The organism is Companilactobacillus sp. y65-5 (assembly GCF_057541095.1).
Map to the genome: position 1 here is coordinate 20,154 of NZ_BAAJOA010000009.1, position 19,859 is coordinate 40,012.

At 39.2% G+C, this 19,859-nt stretch carries 21 protein-coding genes; 20 read left to right on the top strand and 1 reads right to left on the bottom strand.

What is annotated here, in order from left to right:
• Positions 1-15: 15 nt before the first annotated feature.
• Complete coding sequence (locus AC27FM_RS11920) at positions 16-2,676, bottom strand: HAD-IC family P-type ATPase (protein ID WP_487088604.1); 2,661 nt, start codon at positions 2,674-2,676, stop codon at positions 16-18.
• A 333-nt stretch (positions 2,677-3,009) separates the two neighbouring features.
• Between AC27FM_RS11920 and AC27FM_RS11925 the strand changes: the two genes are divergently transcribed.
• The 20 genes from AC27FM_RS11925 (at position 3,010) to AC27FM_RS12020 (ending at position 19,855) form a co-directional block, all read left to right on the top strand.
• Complete coding sequence (locus AC27FM_RS11925; protein WP_487088606.1) at positions 3,010-3,798, top strand: tyrosine-protein phosphatase; 789 nt, start codon at positions 3,010-3,012, stop codon at positions 3,796-3,798.
• Between the two features lie 368 nt (positions 3,799-4,166).
• Positions 4,167-5,018: a MerR family transcriptional regulator gene (locus tag AC27FM_RS11930; protein ID WP_487088608.1), complete on the top strand. Its 852-nt coding sequence runs from the start codon at positions 4,167-4,169 to the stop codon at positions 5,016-5,018.
• Positions 5,019-5,714: 696 nt separating this feature from the next.
• Positions 5,715-6,002 (top strand): BMC domain-containing protein, encoded by a 288-nt coding sequence (locus AC27FM_RS11935; RefSeq protein WP_487088610.1) that lies wholly within the window; start codon positions 5,715-5,717, stop codon positions 6,000-6,002.
• Positions 6,003-6,013: 11 nt separating this feature from the next.
• Complete coding sequence (locus AC27FM_RS11940; protein ID WP_487088612.1) at positions 6,014-7,030, top strand: DMT family transporter; 1,017 nt, start codon at positions 6,014-6,016, stop codon at positions 7,028-7,030.
• A gap of 1 nt (position 7,031) precedes the next feature.
• Entirely contained in the window at positions 7,032-7,316 is a 285-nt protein-coding gene (locus AC27FM_RS11945; protein ID WP_487088613.1) for a hypothetical protein, read from the top strand.
• 12 nt (positions 7,317-7,328) lie between these two features.
• Entirely contained in the window at positions 7,329-7,628 is a 300-nt protein-coding gene (locus tag AC27FM_RS11950; RefSeq protein ID WP_487088615.1) for a BMC domain-containing protein, read from the top strand.
• A gap of 18 nt (positions 7,629-7,646) precedes the next feature.
• A complete protein-coding gene (locus tag AC27FM_RS11955; protein ID WP_487088617.1) occupies positions 7,647-7,955 on the top strand; it encodes a BMC domain-containing protein in 309 nt (102 codons plus the stop codon).
• 17 nt (positions 7,956-7,972) lie between these two features.
• The gene (locus tag AC27FM_RS11960; RefSeq protein ID WP_487088618.1) at positions 7,973-9,427 is read left to right on the top strand and encodes an aldehyde dehydrogenase family protein; all 1,455 of its coding nucleotides are present in this window, start codon (positions 7,973-7,975) and stop codon (positions 9,425-9,427) included.
• A 22-nt stretch (positions 9,428-9,449) separates the two neighbouring features.
• Positions 9,450-12,017 carry a choline trimethylamine-lyase gene (cutC, locus tag AC27FM_RS11965; protein ID WP_487088620.1) on the top strand — a complete coding sequence of 856 codons (2,568 nt, stop codon included), beginning with the start codon at positions 9,450-9,452 and terminating at the stop codon, positions 12,015-12,017.
• Positions 12,018-12,042: 25 nt separating this feature from the next.
• Positions 12,043-12,996: a choline TMA-lyase-activating enzyme gene (gene cutD, locus AC27FM_RS11970; RefSeq protein WP_487088622.1), complete on the top strand. Its 954-nt coding sequence runs from the start codon at positions 12,043-12,045 to the stop codon at positions 12,994-12,996.
• A gap of 50 nt (positions 12,997-13,046) precedes the next feature.
• Complete coding sequence (locus AC27FM_RS11975) at positions 13,047-13,397, top strand: BMC domain-containing protein (protein WP_487088623.1); 351 nt, start codon at positions 13,047-13,049, stop codon at positions 13,395-13,397.
• Positions 13,394-13,825, top strand: coding sequence for a EutP/PduV family microcompartment system protein (locus AC27FM_RS11980; protein ID WP_487088625.1), 432 nt, complete (start codon positions 13,394-13,396; stop codon positions 13,823-13,825). Before AC27FM_RS11975 ends, AC27FM_RS11980 begins: the two co-directional genes overlap by 4 nt.
• A gap of 15 nt (positions 13,826-13,840) precedes the next feature.
• Complete coding sequence (locus tag AC27FM_RS11985) at positions 13,841-14,983, top strand: 1-propanol dehydrogenase PduQ (protein WP_487088627.1); 1,143 nt, start codon at positions 13,841-13,843, stop codon at positions 14,981-14,983.
• Positions 14,983-15,555, top strand: coding sequence for a hypothetical protein (locus AC27FM_RS11990; RefSeq protein WP_487088629.1), 573 nt, complete (start codon positions 14,983-14,985; stop codon positions 15,553-15,555). The genes AC27FM_RS11985 and AC27FM_RS11990 overlap by 1 nt, the downstream gene beginning before the upstream one ends.
• Positions 15,542-16,378, top strand: coding sequence for an ethanolamine utilization protein EutJ (gene eutJ, locus AC27FM_RS11995; RefSeq protein WP_487088827.1), 837 nt, complete (start codon positions 15,542-15,544; stop codon positions 16,376-16,378). Before AC27FM_RS11990 ends, eutJ begins: the two co-directional genes overlap by 14 nt.
• Before the next feature lie 19 nt (positions 16,379-16,397).
• Positions 16,398-16,700, top strand: coding sequence for a BMC domain protein (locus tag AC27FM_RS12000; RefSeq protein ID WP_487088631.1), 303 nt, complete (start codon positions 16,398-16,400; stop codon positions 16,698-16,700).
• Complete coding sequence (locus tag AC27FM_RS12005) at positions 16,694-16,957, top strand: EutN/CcmL family microcompartment protein (protein ID WP_487088633.1); 264 nt, start codon at positions 16,694-16,696, stop codon at positions 16,955-16,957. Before AC27FM_RS12000 ends, AC27FM_RS12005 begins: the two co-directional genes overlap by 7 nt.
• 14 nt (positions 16,958-16,971) lie before the next feature.
• Positions 16,972-17,598 carry a cupin domain-containing protein gene (locus AC27FM_RS12010; RefSeq protein WP_487088635.1) on the top strand — a complete coding sequence of 209 codons (627 nt, stop codon included), beginning with the start codon at positions 16,972-16,974 and terminating at the stop codon, positions 17,596-17,598.
• Positions 17,599-17,609: 11 nt separating this feature from the next.
• Complete coding sequence (locus AC27FM_RS12015; protein WP_487088637.1) at positions 17,610-18,278, top strand: BMC domain-containing protein; 669 nt, start codon at positions 17,610-17,612, stop codon at positions 18,276-18,278.
• Positions 18,279-18,304: 26 nt separating this feature from the next.
• A complete protein-coding gene (locus AC27FM_RS12020) occupies positions 18,305-19,855 on the top strand; it encodes an acetaldehyde dehydrogenase (acetylating) (protein WP_487088638.1) in 1,551 nt (516 codons plus the stop codon).
• The last annotated feature ends 4 nt before the right edge of the window (positions 19,856-19,859 follow it).

A 19,859-nucleotide genomic window follows, 5' to 3' on the forward strand; every position in this document is an offset into this window, starting at 1 on the left:
CAAGGGTGTATTTTATTATTTATTTTTATTCATTATTAGCCGAACGATTTTATCCAATTCAGCAACTGAAAGAACGATGATTCCTCCAATTATAGCCAATCCCCATTCTTGCAATCCAATAGAGCCAGTGTGGAAAATACCTTGCATGAAGGGCACGTAAGTTAAGATCAATTGTAAGATTATCATTAATCCTACGAAGACAAAAACATAGGCGTTTGAGAATAATTCTTTTGATAAAGCTAATTTTGGTGTTCTGATATTGAATAGATAGAAAATTTTACCAACAACTAATACGTTGACCATAGTCGTACTTGCGATAGTTTGGCTGACACCATTGCCGATCAACCATGCATCTACCAGTAAACTCACACCAGCTATGAGTATTGCAACGTAAGTCATCTGGAAGACATCGTGTCGATTCATAAACTTAGCACCAGTTTTTCTGGGCGCTCGATTCATGATTCCTTCCTCAGCTGGTTCGAAGATCAGCGCAAATTGAATCGTGATGGCTGAAACCATATTGATCCATAGCAGTTGGGTCGGGTGAAGCGGGATTTCATTTTTCGTCAGGATCGCATATGCAACGATCAATCCTTCTGAGAATGAAATCGGTAATAAGTAGAGAATACTTTTTTTGATATTATCGAAGATACGACGACCTTCTTTAATAGCTGTGGAAATAGTAGCAAAGTTATCGTCTGTTAAAACCATATCAGCTGAATCTTTGGCAACGTCGGTACCTTTAATACCCATTGCTACACCGATATCGGCACGTTTAAGGGCAGGAGCATCGTTGACACCATCACCGGTCATGGCAGTAACTTTATTATTTTTTTGTAATGCTTCGATGATTTCAATCTTATTACTAGGTGTAGTTCTAGCAAAAACTTGATTGTTATCGGCGGCTTGCACACGCTCTTCATCATTTAACTGATCCCATTCAGGACCAGTTATGGCGTTGATTTTATCAGCCAAACCAAGTTTTTCACCGATAGTTTTGGCAGTAATAGCATTGTCACCAGTGATCATTTTGACATCAACACCGGCAGTACGCATGACCTTCAGTGCTTCGATCACTTCTTCACGTGGTGGATCAATGATGGCGGCTAATCCTAAGAAATTCAAACCATCAGTGATCATCTCATGAGTTATCTCGTTCAGGTCATCAGGCTGTTCTTCATAACCGACCGCAATGACACGCTTTCCTTCTTCAGAAAAGCGTTTTACTAGTGAGAACCACTTGTCGTAATCAAAGTTTGGGTCATTCTTTTGAGCCATATCTAATAACTTATCAGGAGACCCTTTAACGAATAACAGTCGATTATCATCTTGATCTTTAACGAGCTTTGCCATATAGCGGAAATCAGAATCAAACGGTAAAATATCAAGTTCTTCGTAATTACTTTTTTCGTTATGAGGAAATACCTTGTGATAAAGCGTCAGGAAGGCACCGTCAGTTGGCTCACCATTAATGACCCAGTGATTATTTTCTTCCATCAAGTCAGTGTCATTTGCTTGATATCCAGCTTCTAAGAAAAGTCTGAATTGTTCAGTTATTTCTACAGGTTTGCTATCTTGGGTGATTTGACCTTCCGGACGATAACCGATACCGCTGACTTGATATTCAGCATCATCGATCATTATGTCAGTTACAGTCATCTCGTTCTTAGTCAGCGTACCAGTCTTATCAGTTGCAACTACGTCAACTGAACCAAGAGTTTCTACTGCTGGCAAGGTTTTAACAATAGTATTTTGATTCTTAGCCATATCACTGACGCCTTTGGCTAAGATAACAGACGTTGTTGCAGGTAGACCCTCAGGAATAGCACCAACCATCATCGCAACGACGGCTAGAGCCAAGACTGAGAGTGAATAAGTATCGAAGAAAAACCCGATTATGAAAATAACGATTGAAGCAGCAACGATAAAGTAAGAAGTGTTAGTTCCTAATTTATCAATAACCGTCATCAATGGAGTTTTTCTTTGTTTTACAGAACTTACAGATGTAGAGATCTTACCGATCTCGGTATCTTCAGCTGTTGCGACGACTAGACCAGTACCACTACCATTAGTAACTGCAGTAGATGCGAACGCCATATTAGTCTGGTCAGCTAAAGCAACCGTCTCTTCATCGAGTGCATCGTCGATCTTTTCGACTGAGTTGGCCTCACCAGTCAAGGCAGATTCTTGAATTCTCAAGTTATCTGAATCAACGATTCTCAAGTCAGCAGGGACATTGTCACCAGCTTCTAAAAAGACTAGATCGCCAACAACTAAGTCCTCGGCAGGGACATCTGTTCTCTGACCTTCACGGTAGACAGTCGCATCAGTTGAAAGCATTTGTTTGATTTTTTCTAACGCATCTGACGCGTTAGTTTCTTGATAGTAACCGATCAGCGCGTTGATAACTACCACCATACCAATGATGATAGAATCAGAATAATGTCCCATTAGTAGGGTGATCAGGGTTGAAGCAATCAAAACGTAGATGACCATACTTTTGAATTGTCTCAAGAAGACTTTCCACTTGGGAGTTTTCTGTGCTTCAAGTTTATTAGGACCATCAGCTTCTAGCCGTTTGGCGGCCTCTTTATTAGTTAATCCAGTTTTAAAATCCTCAATCTTATTTAATTCTTTTAGTTCATTTAATCCCATTTGAAAAAATTTCTTTTTCAATTAGTAACTCTCCTCAATTATTAGTTTTTTTGAAAATAGGGTTAAAAAAAGCGCGTTGCCAAATAGCAGTGCGCTGTAAATAAACGTGATTAGCTTTTAATACTGGAAGTAATTGTGATGTTCGTTTTCAGTCCAGTTCCACTCCTTGCGAATATTTGTAGTAATAATTTATCAGGTTTTTGTTATCATGTCAATCTTAATAACTTTATTAGTTGAAAGTTATAAATATATATATTTATTGATAATTTGTATTTTATAAGCTAGGATAGTGCAATTTTAGTAGTACAAAACTAATATATGCAATGATATGTTTCGATCTAGGAGGCAATTAAGATGGAATTGATAGATTTGCATTGTCACATGTTGCCTGGAATTGACGACGGTTCAAGAGATATGGATATGAGTTTGGAAATGGCACGTTCTGCAGTTAATCAGGGAATAAGTCATCTGTTGTTGACACCGCATCATATGAATAATCAGTACGTCAATCATAGACAGGAAGTTATAGATAAAACCACGAAGTTTCAGATGGAACTAAATAAGTATCAGATTCCGTTAAAAGTCTATCCCGGTCAAGAAGTCCACTTAACAGGGAGTTTATTGGAAGCAATCGCGAATAATGATATTTTATTTATGGACGAATCTAATCGGTACCTACTGCTGGAATTGCCACACAATAGTATTCCCGAGTATTCAGAAAATATGATTTTTCAGTTATTGACCCAAGGTATCACACCGGTCATCGCACATCCAGAGCGTAATATGGGATTTCAACAAAAACCAGATCGACTGTATGATTTCGTTGAGCAGGGATGCTTGACGCAGTTGACTAGTGGCAGTTATTTAGGTATCTTTGGTAGACGCGTTGAAGAATTCACTGAGAGTATTATTAAGGCAAATTTAGGCTTTGCTTTTTCATCCGATGCACATGATTTAACAGGTAGACGCTTTTTGATGAGTGATGCTTTCAATAAATTATCTAAGCATGAAGGAAATGGAAAGGCAAAGCAGTTTAATGAAAATGCTAAAAAAATTCTCAACGGTGAAGATGTTAGTTCAGAAAACATCTTAAAAATATCTTCTATGGGTAACAAGAAAAAGATTTGGGACATATTTAAATAAAATTATTATATTTGTTAGTATTAATAAGATTATTAACTTTGTCAGAGCTAGTATAAGAGCAAAACAGCACCTTTGTACCATAACACCGTTATATAACGATACAAATGAAGTTATTTATAAAAATATATCCAAAATTACAAAAATATCGTCTTATTTCCGCAAAAAAAACCTAAAAATAAAATGTTTTCTACTATATAATAATCAAATACAAACATATTAATGTTAAGAACACGTTACAATTTTGAAAGCGCTTGACAACTTGTGAAAATTCAATCATAATTTGAATTGGTTAAACATGTGGATCAATAATTACTACGATGGGCAACTATTGCATTCGCAATAGTTGTTATTTAGTTGGGAGGTAACAAATGGATATGGCAAAAGCAGATTTGGAAAAACTTCATACCATTGGTGAGACTGCCAAAATTTGTGGAGTTTCTCGAAAAGCATTACGCTTTTACGAAGAATTAGGTTTACTAATTCCAGATTATGTATGTCCAGACAATGGATACCGCTATTACAGCGATGATACATTGAATATGGTCCCAATTTTGAAATATTACAAGCAAATGGGCTTTCATTTACAGGAAATGAATGGTGTTGGGGGTACTTGTGATAGCTTCTTTCATGAACGGAACTTTCTTGCTAAGTTAGACGAACTGAAAAAAGAAGAGAAAGAACTGCAGAATCGCTACCAGGCAATTTATGACTGGGTTGGAATGTTACATGAGGGAAACACAGCGATTGAGAATGGTCTTTCTAGTATCACTTTGAAGTACGTGGAACAAGAACAATACTACTCTCTGGAACAAGATTTTAAATACGATTATAAAGATTCTATTATTAACCTACCGTGGGTTAACCACTTGGAGGAATACGGCAGTGCAATTACTGGTCCCGTGATATTGTCATTCAACAACTATCAAGAGAAGGCATCTGGTAAAATCTCCAAAGCTACAATTATGCAGAAGCCAGTCAGAAATGATCCACATCGTTTACAGACAATCGACTTCGGCGGACAAATGTTTTTATGCACTTATAATGTGGGCGCACCGAACACCTCGGCGTCTAAGTACCACGATCTAGAAGTTTGGGCAGAAAGTCACGGATATGAATTGAGCCCTGAATGTTACGAACGTTACTTAGTAGATTATTGGGCTACTAAAGATGAGGATGCGTTTGTCTGTGAGATTATGGTACCGGCAGAAAAATTACCTTAAAAAATAAGTTTTGAGTTGTGGTGAGGCAACTTGAAACTTATTTTTTTGTCTAAAATTCAACAATATCGTGAAAAAATCACAATATCAAAAATAATAGAAAAAAGGATTAATTATCAGTGAAAATCCAGCTTTTATCAGAAGTTTTATTTTACTAAAAAAACTTGTTACATATTTTGCATATTTGATAAAAACAGAATGGAATAATTATTCCTTTGGTATATAAAAGATTATACCTTGACCCGCAGGTCACTGTTGCTAAAAATATAATTATTTCTGTGATTATTGGTTAAATTCCCTTGCAACATAAGGGAGATTGATATTATTCCAATTTGATTCGTTTGTTGGAATATTTTTTGAAAATCTGTCTCAAAATATTAAAAATGTGTTTTTTATTCCTAAAATCATGGTTAATATTAAATAATTTTTTTTATTTCAAAAAATGTTTTTGGTGGTATTTAACTATCAGATTCACTATCAAATGAACTAGCAAATGCCGTTTAAACAGCATTTCACTCCAAAATCGTGCCGTATTTAGTATCAATAAATTCAAAGTAAAATCGTGCCAAATCAACTAAATTGTGCAGAATTACACAAAACTAAAAATGCTTGTTGACCTCTACCATAGGGACAGGCCATATAGTGTATTTGTTAAGTTATGTAAGCGTTTTAAATACATACAAACTAGGAGGAACGATTATGAAGTTCGATGCATTAGGTATGGTAGAAACAAAAGGTTTGGTAGGTTCAATCGAAGCGGCAGATGCGATGGTTAAAGCCGCAAACGTAACATTGATCGGAAAAGAACTTGTCGGTGGCGGAATCGTTACTGTAATGGTAAGAGGCGATGTTGGAGCTGTTAAGGCTGCTACGGATGCTGGTGCAGCAGCTGCTGAAAGAGTTGGAGAAGTATTATCAGTTCATGTAATTCCTCGTCCACACGGAGAAGTAGAATCAATTCTTCCCAACGCAACTGTAACTGAATAAGGAGGGTTCTCATGAATAGTGGAAAGAGCATTACAAATACTTCCGTAATTTCTGCGGATACACAAATGAAAGCCGCTGGAAAAAAATTCCAAGTTTCTGGAATTTCCAACGGCTTGGTTTCTGGATTGACATACGGTATTTACTCAACATTAGTTGTTGTGGCTAGTGGATATAACCCATTAGTAAGTGCTGCTGGTATTTTAGCAGCACCGTTTGTTGCTTCAGGTTTAAATGATTTATTTGCCGGTATTTGGCTATTATTCTATAACGCAAAACAAGGTCGTCTAAGAGAATTAGGACGTACATTGAAAACTAAACCGGGATTGATGTTAGTTGTTGGTTTCCTATTAGGTGGACCAATCGCTAACGGTGCTTATCTAGTTGGATTGGCACTTGCAGGTGCGTATGCGATTCCTATCTCAGCTACATGTAGCTTGTTCGGATCGTTATTCGCTTGGATTTTCTTAAAACAACGTCCTACTAAACGTGTGTTTTTCGGAATGTTCCTATGTGTTGCTGGAGCAATCATCATCAACTTTGTTAAACCAGCCGGTGCACCAAACTTTACTTTAGGAATTATTTGCGCATTGATCGCCGCTATTGCTTGGGGACTTGAAGGTGTGTTCTCAAGTTTCGGTGGTGCCATGATCGATACTGACGTAGCAGTTAACCTACGTGAATTGATTTCAGGACTATTCGCATTATTGATCGTTGTTCCACTTATCGGTGGAGGAATGAAATTACTTGGTGGCACACTTACATCTGTATCACCAATGATGTGGTTAGCAGTTGCCGGATTGAGTGCCGGAATTTCATTCGTTACTTGGTACAAGGCTAACGCAATGGTCGGTGTTGCCATTGGTATGTCACTTAACGTTACATACGCATTCTGGGGAGTTTTATTCTCAGTTATGTTCTTAGGACAATCATTAACAGCAACAATCGTTATTGGATCAATTGTTATCGTACTTGGAGCTATCATCGTTACAATGAATCCTTTGGATCTCTTTAGAAAAGGAGATGCATAAGATGTTATTACCTAGCAGAACAGCAGTTTTAAATTATATGTTTGATAAAGGTGAAGTAAGCGTCAAGTCAGTTATGGCGGCATTAAAAGACGACTACGGAAAAGAAAAACAATTTAATGAAAAGATGTATCTTGACCATTTGATGTCACTTGAGGCCAACGGCCTAGCTGAAATGACTAGCTATGATTTAGATGACAACGACGAATTGGTTATTAGATACACGATCACTGAGGACGGTAAAAGTACCGTTGAAAAATACGTTGATAAACGTTATCGGATTGCGTAAGGAGGCAGAGATGTGAGATTTAGAGGTGAAGAAGCGGTAGGATTCGTAGAAACTATTGGTTTAGTGCCAGCACTTAAGGCAGCGGATATCATGCTAAAAGCCGCAGACGTAGAGTTGATCTCTTATGAGAACATCGGTTCCACATTAGTAACAATCATGATCAAAGGTGACGTAGCCGCAGTTGAGGCATCAGTTGAAGCTGGAGCCAAAGCAGCCGATGCAATCGGTAAGTTAACTGCTCAAAACGTAATCCCAAGACCAATTCCAGCAGTTGGAGATATCGTATCAGTACACGATATCGATCATCAGTAAAGTACGAGGAGAGAGAATATGAAGACATACCAAGCAATCGGTGCCATTGAAACATTCGGACTCGTCTTTGTAGTTCAAGCAGCTGATGCAATGTGCAAAGCCGCAGATGTCGATGTAGTCGGTTATGAAAATACGGCTTCAGGTTATATCTCGGTAATCGTTCAAGGTGACGTAGCCGCATGTAAATCAGCCGTCGAGGCAGGGGTTAAATCAGTAGAAGCAATGGGAGCAGAAGTATACAGCTCAGTAGTTATCGCAAGTCCTCATCAAGACTTGACTAAGATAATCGATCGCTACTCATTAGACATATTATTGGATGAAGAATAAAAAAGGAGTTGGGCAATATGCAGTTTGTGGATAAAGATCTGAAATCAGTTCAGGAAGCCAGGATATTAGTCGAATCTGCGCGCGATGCCCATGTTCTTTTGAAGGAATACGGTCAACAAGATCTTGACCGAGTAATTGATAAGTTAATGTCAGAAATTTTAATTGAGATTCCTGAATTGGTAGATTTAGAAATCGCAGAAACAAAATCTGGCGTTAAAGAAGACAAATTAAAACTATTTGAAGGATTTCTTCCACTTTTAGAAGATAAACTTAAAAATCAAAAAGTTATCGGAAGCTTGAAGGAAAATTCCCATAATCAAATCGAAACGATCGGTGTTTCATTAGGAGTAGTCGCGGTCTTACTACCAACTGAGAATATTATTTTAAACAGTTTGTACGCGACCTTGATCGCTCTCAAATCTGGTAACACGGTCATCTTGGTACCACAACCAAGAACCGAAAAAGTCGTTGCAAGATTTTTTAGTAAGGTAACTCAAATTTGTATGGCAGCCGGACTTCCAAAGGGAGCCATCGGTTATATGGAAAATACAGCTGATGAAGGTGTTACACAAATTCTTGAGCATCCTGATACTGCGATCGTCATTGACATTGGTGTTCCAAAATATTTTGATAACAATCACGTTATCAACAAACCAATGATCTACGGGGGGACAGGATCAACACCAGTCTTCATCGACCACACGGCAGATGTTACACAAGCAGCTAGGTCGATCGTTGACAGTCGTTCATTTGATAATGGACTATTACCAGCAGCTGAACAATTTGTTCTCGCAGAAGGCGTCGTAGCTAACGACGTGAAGTCACACATGAAAGAGTCCGGAGCTTATTTCATGACAGACGACGAGGAAGAACAATTACTAGGAAGCTTATTCTTAGACGAAGATCATGTAAATCCATTATTCGTAGGACAGAGCGCCACTTGGTTGGCAAAGCATTCAGGTTTCAGCGTACCAGAGAGTACAAGGGTTCTTGTTTCAGAGAAACCTTATATCTTCGATGAAAATCCATTTACGAATGAGTTGAAATGTCCAATCTTAACATTCTATGTTGAACCAGATTGGATGCACGCTTGTGAGAAATGTATTAGATTGTTGAAACAAAAGAGAAATGGTCACACGTTAGCAATTTATTCAGAAGACGAAAAGGTCATCAAGGAATTTGCCTTGAAGAAACCAGTCGGCAGAATGATCGTTAATGGACCAGCAAGTTTTTCAAGTATCGGAATTAATTCAACATTACCAGTTTCATTGATTCTAGGCGGTTTGACTACCGGAAGAGGATTTATTTCCAAAAACGTTGTAGCTGATGACCTAACTTATCAAAGAGACATCGGGTATACAAAACCAAATATTCGCAATAAAGTACAAGTTCAAGAAGTAACTGAAGAAAAAGATATTTCAGCGGACAAAGAATTATTAGCTAAAGTATTACAAAAAATTATGGAACAATAAATTTGAAAAGTGAGGGAGTCAGATGGACGTTAAAGAATTTTCAACTAAACTCGCCGCAGCAACACAAGACTTAAGCCAAGATGAAAGAAATGCATTGATGAAGATGTTCTCAAAGGTTTCAAATGAAATCGGTGGAGAAGCAACTGATCAAGGATGCGCATATACAGTAACTGGACAAGATCACTTGGACAGCACTGAAACAACAGAAGTTCCAGAAGGTATCACACCAAGATTGAGTTCATTGAAAGACAACTACTTGGATCAAGTACCTTCAATCACAACATATCGTGCACGTGCCATTACTAAGATTGCTAAAGAAAATCCTGGTATGCCAAAAATCGAATTACGTGCTAAATGTTTCCGCTACTGTTGTGAGACAGCACCTCTAGTAATTCAAGATAACGAATTGATTGTTGGTGCTCCTAATGGTGCACCTCGTGCCGGTGCCTTCTCACCAGATATCGCATGGCGTTGGATGGAAGATGAAATCGATACAATCGGTACTCGTCCACAAGATCCATTCTATATCTCAGACGAAGATAAGAAGATCATGCGTGATGAATTATTCCCATTCTGGAAAGGTAAGTCAGTTGATGAATATTGTGAAGACCAATATCGTGAAGCTGGTGTATGGGAATTATCAGGTGAATCATTCGTTTCAGATTGTTCATATCACCAATTAAACGGTGGTGGAGATTCAAACCCTGGTTACGATGTAATCTTGATGAAGAAAGGTATGCTTGATATTCAAAATGAAGCAAAAGAACACCTTGAACAATTAGATTATGAAAACCCAGATGACATCGAAAAGATCTACTTCTACAAGTCAGTTATCGACACTACTGAAGGTGTTATGATTTATGCTCGTCGTATGTCAGAATTCGCTGCTGAAAAAGCTGCTAAAGAAACAGATCCAAAACGTAAAGCAGAACTTCAAAAAATTTCTGAAATCAACGCTAAGGTTCCTGCACACAAACCAGAAACATTCTGGGAAGCAATCCAAGCTGTATGGACAGTTGAATCATTGCTAGTTGTTGAAGAAAACCAAACAGGTATGTCAATCGGACGTGTTGACCAATACATGTACCCATTGTTCAAGGCTGATATGGAATCTGGCCGTATGAACAACTATCAAGCCTTCGAACTTGCAGGTTGTATGTTGATCAAGATGTCAGAAATGATGTGGATCACAAGTGAAGGTGGTTCTAAGTTCTTCGCTGGTTACCAACCATTCGTTAACATGTGTGTCGGTGGTATCACAAGAGAAGGTCAAGATGCTACTAACGACTTAACATACCTACTAATGGATGCTGTAAGACACGTTAAGGTTTACCAACCATCACTAGCATGTCGTATCCATAGCCATTCACCAAGAGCATATCTCAAGAAGATCGTAGATGTTGTTCGTGCCGGAATGGGATTCCCAGCATGTCACTTCGATGATACACATATCAAGATGATGTTAGCCAAAGGTGTTTCCATTGAAGATGCTCGTGACTACTGCTTGATGGGTTGTGTTGAACCTCAGAAGTCTGGACGTCTATATCAATGGACATCAACAGCTTATACACAATGGCCAATTTGTATCGAGTTAACGCTTAACCACGGTGTTCCATTATGGTATGGCAAGAAAGTATGTCCTGATCAAGGTGACCTATCACAATACAAGACATTCGAAGAATTTGATACAGCTGTTAAGGAACAAATCAAATACATCACAAAATGGACTGACGTAGCTACAGTTATTTCACAACGTGTACAACGTGACTTAGCTCCAAAACCATTGATGTCAATAATGTATGAAGGTTGTATGGAACATGGTAAAGATGTTTCATCCGGTGGTGCAATGTACAACTTCGGACCTGGTGTTGTTTGGTCAGGATTAGCTACATATACAGATTCAATGGCAGCTATCAAGAAGTTAGTCTTTGATGACAAGAAATACACATTGGATCAAATGAACGAAGCTCTAAAAGCTGACTTCGAAGGATTCGACCAAGTACGTACAGACTGCTTAAATGCACCTAAGTACGGTAATGATGATGACTACGCTGACCTTATTGCAGCTAACCTTATCAGCTTTACAGAAACAGAACACAGAAAGTATCACACATTGTACTCAATCTTGAGTCACGGAACATTATCAATTTCAAACAATACACCATTTGGTCAAATGACAGGTGCATCAGCTAATGGACGTAAAGCTTGGGTTCCATTATCAGATGGTATCAGTCCTACACAAGGTGCTGACTACAAAGGCCCTACAGCTATTGTTAAATCAGTATCTAAGATGGCAAATGACAGCATGAATATTGGTATGGTTCACAACTACAAGATCATGGCTGGACTTTTGGACACACCAGAAGGAGAAGAAAGTTTGATCACATTGCTTAGAACAGCAAATGCTCTAGGAAATGGACAAATGCAATTCAACTACTTGGATAATCAAACATTGATCGATGCTCAGAAACATCCTGAACAATATCGTGGCTTGATCGTTCGTGTTGCTGGATACAGTGCCTTCTTCGTTGAATTATGTAAGGATGTTCAAGACGAAATCATTAGTCGTACAATGCTAACACAATTGTAGATTATAGAGCTGGAGATGAGAAAGTATGATTGATACACAAGAAAAAGAACGGATAGAAAGACAGGCCTTTATTTTCAACGTACAAAAATACAGTCTGTATGACGGCCCGGGAATCCGAACCATCATCTTTCTCAAGGGTTGTCCATTACGTTGTAGATGGTGTGCTAACCCAGAAGGCCTCAATCGAAAATTCGAAGTAATGTACAAGGAAAGTATCTGTAGTCAATGTATGTCTTGTGTTGATGCCTGTCCTAAGGGCATTCACTATATAGATGAGAACGGAAATCATCAAGTTCGTCGTGATATTTCATGTGATGGCTGTCGTAAATGTGAAGAAGTTTGCCCAATGAGTGCACTTCATATCACAGGTGATGTTAAGACAGTTTCAGAACTCATGAAGATCGTTCATGAAGATGATGCCTTCTACGAAACATCTGGTGGTGGCGTTACATTGAGTGGTGGCGAGTGTACTTCTCAACCTGATGCAGCCTTAGCAATCCTTAAGGCATGTAAGGAAGATGGAATTAACACGGCTATCGAGACATGTGGACATAGCCAAATGAATCGTTTGATGGAAATGGCTGATTACATCGACTTGTTCCTATTCGACATGAAGCATATGGATCCAGTTAGACACAATGAATTGACTGGTATCAGCAACGAAAAGATCCTTGCTAACTTGAAAGAATTATTCAAGCGTGGCTATGACGTTAAGATCAGAATGCCAATGTTGAAACAAGTTAATGATAGTCACGAAGAAATTCAACAAATCGTTGATTTCTTGATGCCATACAAAGACTTACCTAACTTCCATGGAATCGACTTGCTTCCATATCACAAGCTAGGAGTTGCCAAATATGGTCAACTAGGTATTGATTATCCAGTTAAAGAAGATCCAAGTTTGTCAGATGCTGACTTAACAAGAATCGAAGGCTGGATCAAAGAATACGACTTCCCAGTAAGAGTTGTTCGTCATTAATCTAGAGAGCACGTAAGAGCATCTCTATTATAGAAGGGGGATGAATTTCAATGGCAGACGGAAAAGAAACAACGCAACGTATGATCGAAGAATCGATTCCGGGTAAAACAGTAACATTGGCACACGTAATTGCCTCACCAATTCAAGATGTCTATCAAGCCTTAGGAATCGAAGAAGAAGGAGCCATTGGAATATTAAACGTATCGCCCTTTGAAACGGCAATGATTGCTGCGGATACAGCCGCCAAAGCTGCTGATGTAACGGTCGGATTCTTAGATAGATTTACTGGTTCAGTAGTTATCTCAGGAGATGTCCAAAGCGTTGAAGTCAGTTTGACCGAGGTTCTGCGAGTATTCAGAGATGTACTTGGCTTCGAAGTAGTAGGAGTAACTAAGACATGAGACCGAGAGTGATGCTCGTTGGACCAAGGTTGAGCGGTAAGGCAACAATTGCCACCTACCTAGAACATTCAGAAGTACCACTGAGAAAAGTTGACAATATCGTTTATCGCAAAGAGACAGTTACTGTTCCAGATAATTACTTAGAATGCCCGTGGATGTACAACCATATCATAGCGTTACAACAAACAGCTAAGTGTGGACTATTCATACAACCGATGAAAGCATTTAAGGATACTTATCCACCGAATTTCGCAAAAGTATTTCGAATTCCGATCTTTGGAATCATAACTTATCACGATTCATACACGGAGGACGAGTATTCTTACGCCGAAAGATTGTTGAAGGAAACGGGAATAACCAAAATAAACGCAGTTATCGATCTGGACAAACCAGAGGAATTTGAAAAATTAAATGGCTTATTAAATTAGAGAGGAGGCGAAAAAATGGGAAGTTTCAAAATGCCTACAAAGATATATTCGGGACACGGCGCAGTTGATAAGATTCGTGATTTCGGTATCAACCGAGCACTCGTTATCTGTGACCCATTTATGGAAAAGTCCCACAAAGTTGACAATATCACCAAAGTATTTGATGAATTGAAAACACCATATGCAGTATTTTCAGAAGTAGTACCTGATCCAAGTATCGATGTTGTTTCAAAAGGAATCGCCAAAGCAATTGAAATTGAACCTGATGCAATCATTGCGTTAGGAGGTGGTTCCGCATTGGACACAGCTAAATCAGTTAGACACATTTATCTCGGAGTAGAAAAAGATAAACAAATCCAATTGATATGTGTACCAACTACTAGTGGAACTGGTAGTGAAGTTACATCTTTCGCTGTAATCTCTGATCCAGCCAAAAATGGTAAGTACGCTTTGGTTGATGATTCAATGGTTCCGGATATTGCAATATTAGATTCAGAATTTACATTAAGTGTACCTGCTAGTGTAACCGCTGACACAGGTATGGACGTATTAACTCATACACTTGAGGCATACGTTTCAACTGATGCGACGGACTTTACAGATGCCCTTGCTGAGAAGGCAATGCGCATTATCTGGGAAGATCTAGTGGAAGTCTACAAAGACGGAAGTAATGCAGCGTTAAGAGAACGAGTTCATAACGCATCATGCTTAGCCGGAATGGCATTCAGTGAGGCGTCATTAGGAATCAGCCACAGTTTGGCACATGCCTTAGGCGGAAGATTCCACATAGCACACGGAAAATGTAACGCTATGCTGTTACCTTACGTGGTTGCTTATAACGCCGGCATGGATTTGCCAACTGATAGCGAACCAGCATTAGCTAAGTATCAACAAGCAGCTAAGATGTTAGGAGTTCAATCAGGAACAGCTAAGACTAGTGTTACCTTATTGATATCAAGGATTCAAAGAATGTCCAAACAAATGAATATTCCTAAGAATGTTCAGGAACTGGGAATCGATGAAGCTGAATTCTTGGAAGCAATTCCAGACATGGCTGAAGCCGCTATGAAAGACAAATGTACACTTACAAATCCAAGGCAACCTAAGAAGGAAGATCTCGAAGGGTTGTACAAGAGAATTTGCAGAGGTGGATTCTAATGCATTTCATAACAGAGCAAGATATTCAATTTGAAAACAGAAAAGCACCATTATCCAAATTCTTTCTTGCCTCTGACGATCGATTAACACCTGGAGCTCGACAGTATTTGGTGGATCATCAAATAAAAGTAGTCGACTCCAATTCCAAAGTTGATTCAGCAACGACCACAGTCGAGGATGTTGTCAAAAAAACTGAGGAGTTGAGTCACGACTTCCAATTGTTGGAAATAGAACTTCAAGATGCTGCTCTCAAAGCTAACGAAGTCGATCTAGCAGCCAGTCAACGAATCTTTTCATTGTCTGAACTGCCTGTGAAAATTCAACAAGATCAAGTAGTTGATTCATTAGAAGAAATTGTTCCAAGTAAGGAAGAACAATCTCAATTAAACAAACAAAATCTCCTTACACCACAAGGGAAGGTCTTACTCAAACTGAAACGCAGTTACTTGATTGCCGAAGGTTTGAAAACTAGGACCACGGATTCCCAAAGTGATTCATTGGACAGTTTAACTCAATGTATCGACAACGAAATTCATTTATTGATAGGAGAAAGCCATGATGGTAGCGAATGATATGCAAAAATGTGACGAGCTGGTAAACCAATTCGAACAAGTAGTTAAAAAGCCTATTGTTAGTAAAACAAAGACTTATTACACTGGGGTCGATTTGGGAACAGCCTGCATTGTGTTAGTAGTAATGGATGAAAATTATCAGCCAGTCGCTGGAGCATATCGTTACGCAGATGTTGTCAGAGATGGAATGGTAGTCGATTACATCGGTGCTATTACGATAGTTAGAGAATTAAAAGAACAGTTAGAAGAACAACTTTCTACTGAATTGATCTATGCAGCATCAGCTATTCCTCCAGGGACAGATACCTTGGACGGAGGAGCAATCAAGAATGTTGTCCAAAGTGCTGGTTTTGAACTTACTAGTGTCTTAGATGAACCAACAGCGGCAAATCTAGTCTTGAATATCAAAAACGGTGCGGTAGTTGATATCGGTGGTGGAACCACAGGTATCTCGATCATAAAGGATGGAAAAGTTATCAAAGTAGCCGATGAGGCAACAGGTGGAACACATCTAACCTTGGTAACAGCTGGATCATACAAGCTTCCATTCGATCAAGCAGAGTTGTTCAAACGCAATCCAAAGAACCAACCAGAATTAATTACAGTTCTAAAACCAGTAATTGAAAAAATTGCTTCTATAATTACTGAACAAATCGATGGATACGATGTTGATGGATTGTACTTAGTTGGAGGAACAGCATGTCTAGGTGGACTTGAAGATATCATCGAAGCCAAAACTAAGATTCCAACATTCAAACCTACGAATCCAATGTTTGTTACACCATTAGGAATCGCTTTGAGTTGTACGGATCAAATAATGTAAGGGATTAGGAGGAAATATCATGGACTTGAGAATTATCAAATCACCAGGCGAAGGTACACTTGCTATCTTGAAACGCCGTAAAGGTTCAGGACCTAGGGAAGACATTCCTACTCCTGATGCAGTTGGTCTAGTACAAGGTAAGTTGATCGAAATGGTATGTGCAGCAGATTTGGCTGAAAAAGCCGTAGGAGTAACAGTTGAAGACATCCGTGGGTCATGTCCACAAAATATGATCATGCTAGCGATCTTTGGCGACACCGCATCAGTAATGTCGGCCATGGAGACCATCGAAAAGGGAAGTAAGGCTCAACAAGAATGGTAACAGCAAAACTGATCGATAATATTTGGGCAACTAGAAAGTCAGAACGTTTGAATGGCTTGAAGCTCATGCTTGCAGAATTGATTGGTGGTTCTCGTGATGGTGAACGACTAGTAGTCTGCGACGTGATTGGCGCAGGAATCGGTGATCGAGTAATCGTGACTACCGGATCTTCTGCCAGAAGAATGCTGGAAGATGATGCGATTCCAGTTGACGCGGCTGTGGTTGGTATTATTGATGAAAATTGCGAATCTGTATAGGAGAGGGCTAGGCTATGAAAAAATTGATATGTGCTGAAGATGTTACTAAGGCACACGAACAAGGCACTCAAACGATTTGTATTGATGGTAAAAACACTATAATCACACCTTCAGCAAGAGATTTAGCAGACTCGTTGGATCTCAAGTTTGAAGAAGGGACAGCAAAAGAAGATAGTCCTCTAAATGTTGCCCTACCAAATGATTTGACTAAAGAGACACTTGTGGAAATGTTAAGAGCAATCCTAGCTGGTGATACAGCTAGCGACAAGCCATTTATCTATAAGAAACACAGTAATGGCTTGAAGACAGTGGATGGGTCAAGCGTCAAGATGGATGTATTCGATACAGGCAATCCAGATGCCAACGTTCATTTTCAAGAAATTATCAGCAAAGAAGAATCTCATATCAGCGCTGGATTCTTAGAAATCGATCATTCCAATTTTGATTGGGAATTGACCTATGAAGAAATCGATTATGTTATCGATGGAACATTGACGATTGCAATTGATGGCACCACATATACGGCTACGGCTGGAGATGTTGTTTTCGTACCAAAAGACAGCAAAGTAACTTGGGGTTCACCAGATAAAGTGAAACTCTTCTATGCTACTTATCCAGCTAACTGGGCCGACTTGGTCTAAAGGAGTAAGCGATGAAAGCATTAGGATTAGTAGAAACCCATGGTTTGATTGCTTCAATCGAGGCTCTCGATGTCATGTTAAAAACAGCAGAAGTGCAGTTGCATTCTAGAGAATTCGTCAGAGGCGGCTTAGTAACCGTAACAGTTGTTGGCGATGTCGGTGCTGTAAAGACAGCCGTAGACGCAGCTGATTCTGCAGTCAGAAATCTCGGTGAAGAATTACTTTGTTCAACTCATGTAATTCCAAGGCCTGATGGAAGTATCGAGGGATTGTTTCCACAAGGACCTGAAACGATCAAATCAGACGAAGATGATGTAGCAGAATTAATGAAAGAAACAGAAAGTCAAATAGACGAGGTCAAATCCAGATCACAAGAACAAGATTCGGATGTAACTGATGAACATGATGAAGTGGATTCAGAAGAGCAATTGACAGATGAAGCAAACACAACGGATGTTTCGACAGATAATCCTGACAATGCTGATTCGGCAGATGTGCCAGAGAATGATGATACTTCTGAAGGTGACTTGACTGAAGAAGACTTGAAGAGCATGAAAGTAGTCGATCTAAGAAATATAGCTAAGAAACATTCAGATTTCCCGATAGCTAGAAAAGATCTCTATCGAGTAAATAAAGACAAGCTTATTAAAGCGTTGATTGACTACTTTAATAAGGACTGACCTGAGGAAGTAGAGGAGTATCAGTAATGAATAACTTTGACAAAGATTTACGTTCAATTCAAGAAGCACGTGATTTAGCAAGAGCCGGACATAAGGCAGCCGTTGAAATGGCTACTTTCAATGATACGCAAGTGAATGCAATCCTTGAGAGCATGAAAACTGCCGCAGAAAAATTCTCCGTTAGCTTAGCTAAAGCAGCGGTTGATGAAACAGGTTTTGGTAAAGTTGCTGATAAAGCATACAAAAACCATGCTGCATCAACATTATTATATGAAGAAATAAAAGACGAAAAAACCGTAGGTATCATTCATGAGGACAAAGAGAAGGGTCTTCTAGATGTTGCTGAACCAGTTGGATTGGTACTTGGTATCGTTCCATCAACTAACCCAACTTCTACTGTGATTTTCAAAGCTATGATCGCTTTGAAATCAAGAAATGCTATCGTCTTCGCTCCACATCCTGCAGCAGCTGATTGTACTAAAAAAGCTGCTGACATGATGAATCGCGCAGCTGTTGCTGCCGGAGCACCAGAAGGTATCATCAGCTGTGTTGCCAATTCAACTATGGGATCAACAAGCGAATTGATGCACGCCAAAGAGGTTAAATTGATCATCGCCACTGGTGGTCCCGGTATGGTAAAGGCAGCCTATAGTTCAGGTAAACCTGCTATCGGTGTTGGTGCAGGTAACTCACCTGCATATATCGAACGTAGTGCTAATGTTAAAGAAGCTGTTGCTAAGATCGTAGCAAGTAAAACATTTGATAACGGAACAATCTGTGCTTCAGAACAATCAATCGTTTGTGAAGAAGTCAATAAAGATGAAGTTATCAGTGAGTTGAAAGCTAAAGGTGCTTACTTCATGTCACCAGAAGAAACTAACATGGTAACAAAAGTTCTCTTCAAAAATGGCGGACATGCGATGAATGCTAAATTTGTTGGACGTACTCCACAAGTTATTGCTGATGCTGCTGGATTCACAGTTCCATCAACTGCTACCTTATTGATCGGTGAACAAGGTGGTGTCGGTGATGGATACCCACTATCATACGAGAAGCTAACGACTGTTCTTGGATTCTATGTAGTCAAAGACTGGGAAGAAGCTTGTCAATTGAGTATTGACCTACTACAAAATGGTATTGGACATACAATGAGCATCCACACTAATAACCGCGATATGGTCTTGAAATTTGCTGCTAAACCAGCATCACGTATCTTGGTTAATACTGGTGGTAGTCAAGGTGGTACAGGTATCAGTACCGGACTACCAATTGCCTTCACACTAGGTTGTGGTACTTATGGTGGAAGTTCAGTTTCAGAGAATGTTAGTCCTAAGCATCTACTTAATATCAAAGAAGTTGCATATGGTCTAAAAGATGTAACAACATTGGTTGAAGATGATAAGTCATTCAACCATCCAGAACTAATTGATAGTTTTGGTGAGGATGAAGATTGTGAAGACTCAAGCTGTCAAACAGCTCCGGTAGAACAATCAGCTCCTAAGAAGGACTTCTCAGATGATGATTTGAAACAATTATCAGATGTAGTTCGTAAAGTTTTATCACAAATGAACGCTTAAAGAA

Bases quoted from the DNA above. Each gene is read 5' to 3' on its own strand.
- AC27FM_RS11925 (WP_487088606.1), top strand. From the start codon at position 3,010: ATGGAATTGATAGATTTGCATTGTCACATGTTGCCTGGAATTGACGAC.
- AC27FM_RS11930 (WP_487088608.1), top strand. From the start codon at position 4,167: ATGGATATGGCAAAAGCAGATTTGGAAAAACTTCATACCATTGGTGAG.
- AC27FM_RS11935 (WP_487088610.1), top strand. From the start codon at position 5,715: ATGAAGTTCGATGCATTAGGTATGGTAGAAACAAAAGGTTTGGTAGGT.
- AC27FM_RS11940 (WP_487088612.1), top strand. From the start codon at position 6,014: ATGAATAGTGGAAAGAGCATTACAAATACTTCCGTAATTTCTGCGGAT.
- AC27FM_RS11945 (WP_487088613.1), top strand. From the start codon at position 7,032: ATGTTATTACCTAGCAGAACAGCAGTTTTAAATTATATGTTTGATAAA.
- AC27FM_RS11955 (WP_487088617.1), top strand. From the start codon at position 7,647: ATGAAGACATACCAAGCAATCGGTGCCATTGAAACATTCGGACTCGTC.
- AC27FM_RS11960 (WP_487088618.1), top strand. From the start codon at position 7,973: ATGCAGTTTGTGGATAAAGATCTGAAATCAGTTCAGGAAGCCAGGATA.
- cutC (WP_487088620.1), top strand. From the start codon at position 9,450: ATGGACGTTAAAGAATTTTCAACTAAACTCGCCGCAGCAACACAAGAC.
- cutD (WP_487088622.1), top strand. From the start codon at position 12,043: ATGATTGATACACAAGAAAAAGAACGGATAGAAAGACAGGCCTTTATT.
- AC27FM_RS11975 (WP_487088623.1), top strand. From the start codon at position 13,047: ATGGCAGACGGAAAAGAAACAACGCAACGTATGATCGAAGAATCGATT.
- AC27FM_RS11980 (WP_487088625.1), top strand. From the start codon at position 13,394: ATGAGACCGAGAGTGATGCTCGTTGGACCAAGGTTGAGCGGTAAGGCA.
- AC27FM_RS11985 (WP_487088627.1), top strand. From the start codon at position 13,841: ATGGGAAGTTTCAAAATGCCTACAAAGATATATTCGGGACACGGCGCA.
- AC27FM_RS11990 (WP_487088629.1), top strand. From the start codon at position 14,983: ATGCATTTCATAACAGAGCAAGATATTCAATTTGAAAACAGAAAAGCA.
- eutJ (WP_487088827.1), top strand. From the start codon at position 15,542: ATGGTAGCGAATGATATGCAAAAATGTGACGAGCTGGTAAACCAATTC.
- AC27FM_RS12000 (WP_487088631.1), top strand. From the start codon at position 16,398: ATGGACTTGAGAATTATCAAATCACCAGGCGAAGGTACACTTGCTATC.
- AC27FM_RS12005 (WP_487088633.1), top strand. From the start codon at position 16,694: ATGGTAACAGCAAAACTGATCGATAATATTTGGGCAACTAGAAAGTCA.
- AC27FM_RS12010 (WP_487088635.1), top strand. From the start codon at position 16,972: ATGAAAAAATTGATATGTGCTGAAGATGTTACTAAGGCACACGAACAA.
- AC27FM_RS12015 (WP_487088637.1), top strand. From the start codon at position 17,610: ATGAAAGCATTAGGATTAGTAGAAACCCATGGTTTGATTGCTTCAATC.
- AC27FM_RS12020 (WP_487088638.1), top strand. From the start codon at position 18,305: ATGAATAACTTTGACAAAGATTTACGTTCAATTCAAGAAGCACGTGAT.